6 protein-coding genes and 1 pseudogene are annotated in these 6,334 nt (G+C 73.1%); 4 read left to right on the forward strand and 3 right to left on the reverse strand.

Going from position 1 to position 6,334, the window contains the following annotated elements; translation table 11 throughout:
* Positions 1-183 precede the first annotated feature (183 nt).
* Positions 184-675, forward strand: a complete 492-nt coding sequence (locus AB0F81_RS49975) for a transcriptional regulator (RefSeq protein ID WP_360211305.1) — start codon at positions 184-186, stop codon at positions 673-675.
* On the opposite strand, the gene AB0F81_RS49980 is transcribed toward AB0F81_RS49975, so the two are convergent.
* A complete protein-coding gene (locus tag AB0F81_RS49980; RefSeq protein WP_360211307.1) occupies positions 643-1,338 on the reverse strand; it encodes a hypothetical protein in 696 nt (231 codons plus the stop codon). The two genes, AB0F81_RS49975 and AB0F81_RS49980, sit on opposite strands and share 33 nt — an antisense overlap.
* 8 nt (positions 1,339-1,346) lie before the next feature.
* Positions 1,347-1,979: an NAD(P)H-dependent oxidoreductase gene (locus tag AB0F81_RS49985; protein ID WP_360211309.1), complete on the reverse strand. Its 633-nt coding sequence runs from the start codon at positions 1,977-1,979 to the stop codon at positions 1,347-1,349.
* Between the two features lie 90 nt (positions 1,980-2,069).
* Here AB0F81_RS49985 and AB0F81_RS49990 point away from each other — a divergent pair, with 90 nt between their 5' ends.
* Complete coding sequence (locus AB0F81_RS49990) at positions 2,070-2,504, forward strand: MarR family transcriptional regulator (RefSeq protein ID WP_360211311.1); 435 nt, start codon at positions 2,070-2,072, stop codon at positions 2,502-2,504.
* A 36-nt stretch (positions 2,505-2,540) separates the two neighbouring features.
* On the forward strand, positions 2,541-3,779 hold the full coding sequence (locus tag AB0F81_RS49995; RefSeq protein ID WP_360211313.1) for a serpin family protein: 1,239 nt from the start codon (positions 2,541-2,543) through the stop codon (positions 3,777-3,779).
* A gap of 227 nt (positions 3,780-4,006) precedes the next feature.
* Here the strand turns inward: AB0F81_RS49995 and AB0F81_RS50000 are convergent, their stop codons facing one another.
* Entirely contained in the window at positions 4,007-4,717 is a 711-nt protein-coding gene (locus tag AB0F81_RS50000; protein WP_360211315.1) for an MBL fold metallo-hydrolase, read from the reverse strand.
* Positions 4,718-4,862: 145 nt separating this feature from the next.
* Between AB0F81_RS50000 and AB0F81_RS50005 the strand changes: the two are divergent.
* Positions 4,863-6,248, forward strand: a pseudogene (locus tag AB0F81_RS50005) (GAF domain-containing protein); the annotation flags it as partial.
* Between the last annotated feature and the right edge of the window lie 86 nt (positions 6,249-6,334).

Raw genomic sequence — 6,334 nt, forward strand, 5'->3', positions numbered from 1 at the left:
GCCGGGTCCACCGCGCTCAGCGCACGTGGACCCGGCCGCCGGCGCGACGCCCGGCACGGGACGTCCGGCGCCTGATGTGACCGACGTGACGGGTGTACGCCGACACGTTTCCCGCCGGTAACCGGTTTTCGGTGCTGGAGTGGAGGCCGCAGCGCATCCCGGTACCCGAGAGGATCACACACCGTGCACGATGACGACCTGATCCGGGCGATCACGGCGGCGGTCGCGTTCGGGGTGATGCTCGCCGGGCACTACATCGGCGATCACTGGGTGCAGACCAGCGGCCAGGCCTACGGCAAAGGGCTCGACAACCACGGCTGTGTGCGCTCGGCGGCGATGTGGCACTGCGCGAAACACGTCGCCTCGTGGACCGCGACGACCACGGTGTTCCTGCTCGCCGCGGCCTGGTGGCTGCGGCTGCCGTTGAAGCCGGGCTGGGTGGTGGCCGGGATCCTGCTCAACGCGCTCACCCATTTCATCGCCGACCTGCGGGTGCCGCTGATCCGGCTGGGCCGGCTGCTGGGCCGCACCGGATACATCGAGACGGTCGCGGTGGTGCGCCCGGCCGGTGCGACGAGCACCGGGCCGGGCACCGCCCTGTTCGAGCTGGATCAGGCCTGGCACATCGGCTGGCTGGCCGTCTCAGCGTTGCTGATCGCCGGACCGCCCGCCTAGCAGCGTCCCGGCGCCCCGCGGCGCCGCCGGTGGGGTGCGCGGCAGGCGGACGGCCAGCGCCGCTGTCGCGGCGGCCAGCAGGAAACCCGCGACCGGTTGCGCCGGCTGCACGGTGAAGCCGGTGATCACGAAGAGCGGGATCAGTACGGCGTACGCGACCCCCGCCCAGCGCAGCGAGTGGTCGGCTCGGGCGATCGCCACACCGAGCACGATCGCGGCCACCATCAGCACGAACGAGGCGGACAACGCGGTGGCGAAGAACGCCGGGCCGTACGCGGTGTCGTCGTTGAGCGCGGGCATGCCGGGGACCCCGGCCAGGTGTGCCCGGCCGATCCCGGGTTGCACGAAGGTGGCGCTGCCGAACGCCGCCGCCATGAACACGTTGGCGATCGTGGTCAGGACGAGTCCGGTGATCGCGGCGCCGGCGGTGCGGCCGCGCACCAGGTACCCGGTGACCGCGACCGCGCCGAGGATCGCCAGCCCGGTGCCGAGGATGCTGGCGCCGAGATGGCTGATCAGGAAGACGTCCGTGGTGATGTACTCGGCGTAGGCGTCGAAGTCGTCGATGGACGGTTGATGGGTGACGGTGCTCAGCCCGAGCAGGACGCCGTAGGCGGGCAACGCCCACAGGCCTGCTCTCAGGGCGCGGTCGGTGGTGGACACGTCTTCGACTATGCGACGAAGCGCTTCGCCACGTCGCGTGCCCGTTCGTGCGCCAGGCGGCGACCGCTGTCGGCGTCCGCGGTGGCCAGGTTGGGCCGGAAGTGCACCGTCTCGATGTCGTCCACCCCGGCCCAGCGCAGCCATTCCTCGAGGTAGGGCGCCTGGAAGTCGGCCCCGAAGGCGGGGCCGCGGTCCGGGCCGTACACCGCGCTGGTGTAGATGACCGCGGCGCGCTTGCCGCGCATCAGCCCCTGGTAGCCGCGCTCCGGATCGAAGCCGAAGACCAGGCCGGGCTGGCTGATCACGTCGATGAGCTGCTTGAGGATGTAGGGGACCCCGGCGTTCCACATGGGCACGCTGAACAGGTAGCGGTCGGCGGCGTCGACGCGGTGGAAGGTGGCGATCGCCGCGTCCCACGCCGCGGCGGCCTCACCCTGCGGTTGCTCGCCGGCGAAGACGGCCATCTTGGCGGCCGCGGCGGGCGGCCCGAACGCGGGCAGCGTGCCGTCCCACAGGTCGTACTCCTCGATGGGCAGCTCCGGGCTCACCTCCCGCACCGTGTCGAGGAACGTGCGGGCGATGGCGAGCGACTCGGACCGCGGGCCGCGGGGTGAGGCGGACAGGTGCAGCAGCTTGCTCATGTCGGCTCCTTCGAGGAAGTTCGAATGCGTGCGCACGCACATTCTTACGCCGATGCGTGCGCACGCACAAGAACTGGCTACCCTGTGGTGATGAGCGACACCGACGTGGCCGCCTGGGCGGCCCTCCTGCGCGTGCACGCCGCCCTCGTGCCGCTGCTCGACCGGGAGCTGCAATCCGCCACCGGCCTGCCCCTGACCTGGTACGACGTGCTGCTCGAGCTCAACTACGCCCCGGACCGGCGGCTCAGCATGGGCGAGCTGGGGCAGCGCGCCGTGGTCAGCCGGACCCGGGTCAGCCGGGTGGTGGACGCCCTCGTAGCCGCCGGCCTGGTCGCCCGGGAGAGCAATCCCGACGACCGGCGCTCCGCCTACGCGACGATCACCGACGCCGGCCAGGCCCGGCTGCGCGAGGCCGCCCCGGTCTACCTCGACGGCATCCGGCGCCACTTCACCTCGCAGATGAGCGCCGGCGAGTCGCGCAGCGTGGCCACCGCCCTGGAGAAGGTGCTGGCGGCGCTGCGCTGAGCGGAACCGCCGCGGCCCCGCCGGCGTCTCATCCGGGTGCGCAGACAACTCATCAGTGCGGTCCTGATCGGCGCGTTGCTGCTGACCGGCTGCGGCGCGCCCACCCCGCCCGGCGACGCCGGGCGCATCGACGCCGAGCTTGTCGCCGACCTCGCGCCGGGCGACACGGCGGCGGTGGCCCAGGCGGTCAACGCCTTCGCCTTCGACCTGTTCGGCGAGGTGGCCGCCGACCGGCAGAACACCGTCACCGCCCCGCTGTCGATGACCGTGCTGCTGGCGATGCTGCTCGCCGGGGCGGACGGGGACACCGCCGCGGAACTGGCCCGGGTGCTGCACCTCGACGATCGCCGCGACGTGCGGGTCGGCGCCCTGCTGCGGCAGCTGAGCGACACCGACGAGGTGACCCTGTCGGTGGCGAACTCGCTCTGGTCAGGCGCGGGCGTCCCGCTCGAGGAGAGCTACCTGACGTTCCTGCGGAGCACCTTCGGCGCCACGGCCGAGCAGCGCGACCTCGGCTCGGCCGAGACCGCCGAGGCGATCGACGCCTGGGCGAGCGAGAACACCAACGGGCTCATCGACAGGATCGCCGCGGACCTCGGCCTGCCCGATCCGGCGGTGGTCCTGGCGCTGCTCAACGCCGTCTACTTCCTGGGGGAGTGGAAGACCCGCTTCGACTCGGACGCCACCCGCCCCGAGCCCTTCGCGGTGGCGGGCGCGAGCCCGGCCGACGTGCCGACGATGCGGCTGACCGGCGAGAGCTTCGGCCACGCCCAGCGCGACGGCTACCGGATGCTGCGGCTGCCCTACGGCGAGGACGGCCGCTACGGCATGGAGATCATGCTGCCCGACAACGGCAAAACCCTGGCCGGCATGCTCTCCACCCTCGACGCCGCCGAGTGGCGGGCCGCCACCGGCGCCCTCACCGGCCAGCCCGTCGACCTGCTCACCCTGCCCCGCTTCGAGCTGCGCTGGAAGGGCGAGATGACCGAACCGCTGCGCCGGCTCGGCCTCTCCGACGCCTTCGTGCCCGGCCGCGCCGACTTCCGGCCGATGTCCCCGGTCGCCCCGGCGGTGCAGACCGTCGTGCACAAGACCTACATCCGGGTCGACGAGAAGGGCACCGAGGCCGCGGCCGTCTCCGGCGGGGCGATGGCCGTGTCGTCGCTGACCGGCTCCCGGGAGTTCCGGGTCGACCGCCCCTTCGCCTTCAGCATCTCCGACCGGCAGACCGGCGCCATCCTCTTCCTCGGCTCCGTAACGGATCCCCGCGGCTGACCCCCAGCGCTCGCCCGATCCACCCGATCCAGCGCTGGCCGTCAGCCGTAACACCCGGCTGCCGGCCAGCGCTGCTCCGGCCCGGGTGATGCGGCGCTGGCGGTCAGCCGTAACACCCGGCTGCCGGCCAGTGCTGTTGTGGCCCGGGTGATGCGGCACTGGCGGTCAGCCGTAACACCCGGCTGCCGGCCAGTGCTGTTGCGGCCCGGGTGATGCGGCGCTGGCGGTCAGCTGGGGGAACCGGCTGCCTGGCGGAGGGCGGCTGCGGCGTCACCGACGGCCGGCAGGCCGTGGCCGAAGCAGGCGATGTCGGTGTCGAGTTCGGCCTGGCGGCGCAACGACGCGGCAGCCCGGGCCGGGTCGGCGTTGAACACGCCCAGGATCACCGTGCCGTCCGGGCCGCGGGCGATGGTGTCGCCGGTGAACAGGATCCGCGGCTCCGGCAGGTAATAGGCGACGCTGCCCGGCGTGTGCCCCGGCACCGCGACCGCGACCGCGTGCACCCCGCCGCCGAGGTCGATGTCGTCGCCGTCGCCGACCTCCCGGTCCACCCGGACCGGCGCCGGCGGCTCGTCCGGGACCTGCGTGTGGACCTGCTCCCACAGCCGCTGCTCCCAGTCGGACAGCACCGGCGCCGGTCCGGCCGCCTCGCCGCGGATCATCGGCGCGTCCAGCGCGTGCGCGACCACCTCCACGTCACCCCAGCTCGCCGCCTCGGCGGCGGATCCGGTGTGGTCGCCGTGGAAGTGGGTCAGCAGGACGCGGCGCAGATCGGCCGGCCGGTGGCCGGTCTCGGTGATCGCCCGCCGGATCTCCGGCCCGGACCCGGGCACGCCGGTGTCGACCAGGGTCAGCCCGTCCGGGCCGTGCCACAGGTAGGCGTGCCCGACCGGGAACGCCAGCATCACCAGGTTCGGGGCAATCCGCACGATCTCCATGCGGCGACGCTACGTCGCCTGGACGGCCGGATGCTCGTTGCTATGCCGACGGCAGAGGCGATGGGCCGGACATACACAAGCCGGGGGTCAGGCATGTCCATTCGGCACATATGGCGGTCCCACCCCGAGCCCTATCGTGTCGCCCATGACATCCACGTCGCGCGGACTCGAATATCTCGATCTGCTCGCCCGCGAGGCCGCGGTCGTCGAGTTCGAGCGGCCCCTGGTGAACGCCCGCACGGCGGGCGCCACCGGCGCCGAGCTCGACGAGCTGGAGCAGGCGAAACTGCTCGCGCTGCGGGTGCGCACGCTGCTGGAACGCCGCCGGCGCCGCGAGGAGGAGCTGTCCGCGCTGTACGACACGGCCGGCGACCTGGCCGGGCTGCGCGACGTGGACGCGGTCCTGCGGGCCATCGTGCACCGGGTACGGACCCTGCTCAACGTGGACGTGTCGTACATGACGCTCAACGATCCGGAGCGCGGCGACACCTACATGCGGGTCACCGACGGCTCGGTCGCGGCCAGCTTCCAGACGCTGCGGCTGCCGCCGGGCGCCGGGCTGGGCGGGCTGGTCGCGCTCACCGGGACTCCTTACGCGACGGCGAACTACCCGACCGATGCCCGCTTCGAGCACACCACCGACATCGACCAGGGCGTCGGCGACGAGGGACTGGTGGCGATTCTCGGCGTACCCATGCGGTTGGGGTCGGCGGTGATCGGCGTGCTGTTCGCGGCGAACCGCGCCGAGCGGCCGTTCGGCCGTGAGGAGGTCGCGCTGCTGTTGTCGCTGGCCGCGCACGCGGCCGTCGCGCTGGACACCGCGCGGCTGCTCAGCGAGACGCAGACCGCGCTCGCCGAACTGTCCGCCGCCAACGCGGTGATCCAGGCGCACAGCGAGTCGGTGGAACGCGCCGCCGCCGCGCACGACCGGATGACCGCCGTGGTGCTGCGCGGCGGCGGGGTCGACGACGTCGCCGCCGACCTGGTCGACGTGCTGCACGGGGCGCTGCTGGTGATCGACGCGCAGGGCCGCCCGCTGGCCACCGCGCGCACGCCCGGCTGCGACACCGCCATGCCCGAACCCGCCGGGGCCACGGTGGGCGAGGCCGTCGCGGCCTCCCGGGGAGAGGGGCGCAGCGTACGCCGGGGCGACCTGATCCTCGCCGCGGTGGTGGCCGGCGCCGACAACCTGGGCGCCCTGGTGTTCCGGCCGTCCCGCCCGCTCGCCGATGTGGACCAGCGGATCCTGGAGCGGGCCGCCCAGGTGACCGCGCTGTTGCTGCTGTTCCGCCGGACCGTCGCCGAGGCCGAGGCGCAGGTCCGCGGCGACCTGCTCGACGACCTGATCAGCCGCCCGGTCCGCGACCCGGACGCGGTCCGCACCCGGGCCGCCCGGCTCGGGCTCGACGTGGACGCGCCGTACGTGGTGGTCGCGGCCGGCGACGAGACCGGCGACGGGCTCGGGCAGCGGGCCGTCTCGTGGGCGCGGACGTTCGCCGCCAACCGGCGCGGGCTGGCGATTGTTAGAGATCGCTAACGTGTACAGGATTGTGACCGATGCGGGTAGCCAGCGCCGTTATTGGTCATTTCGGTCATTTGACAAAGCGGCTGCGTGGT

Source organism: Actinoplanes sp. NPDC024001, from assembly GCF_040638955.1.
GTDB lineage: Bacteria > Actinomycetota > Actinomycetes > Mycobacteriales > Micromonosporaceae > Actinoplanes.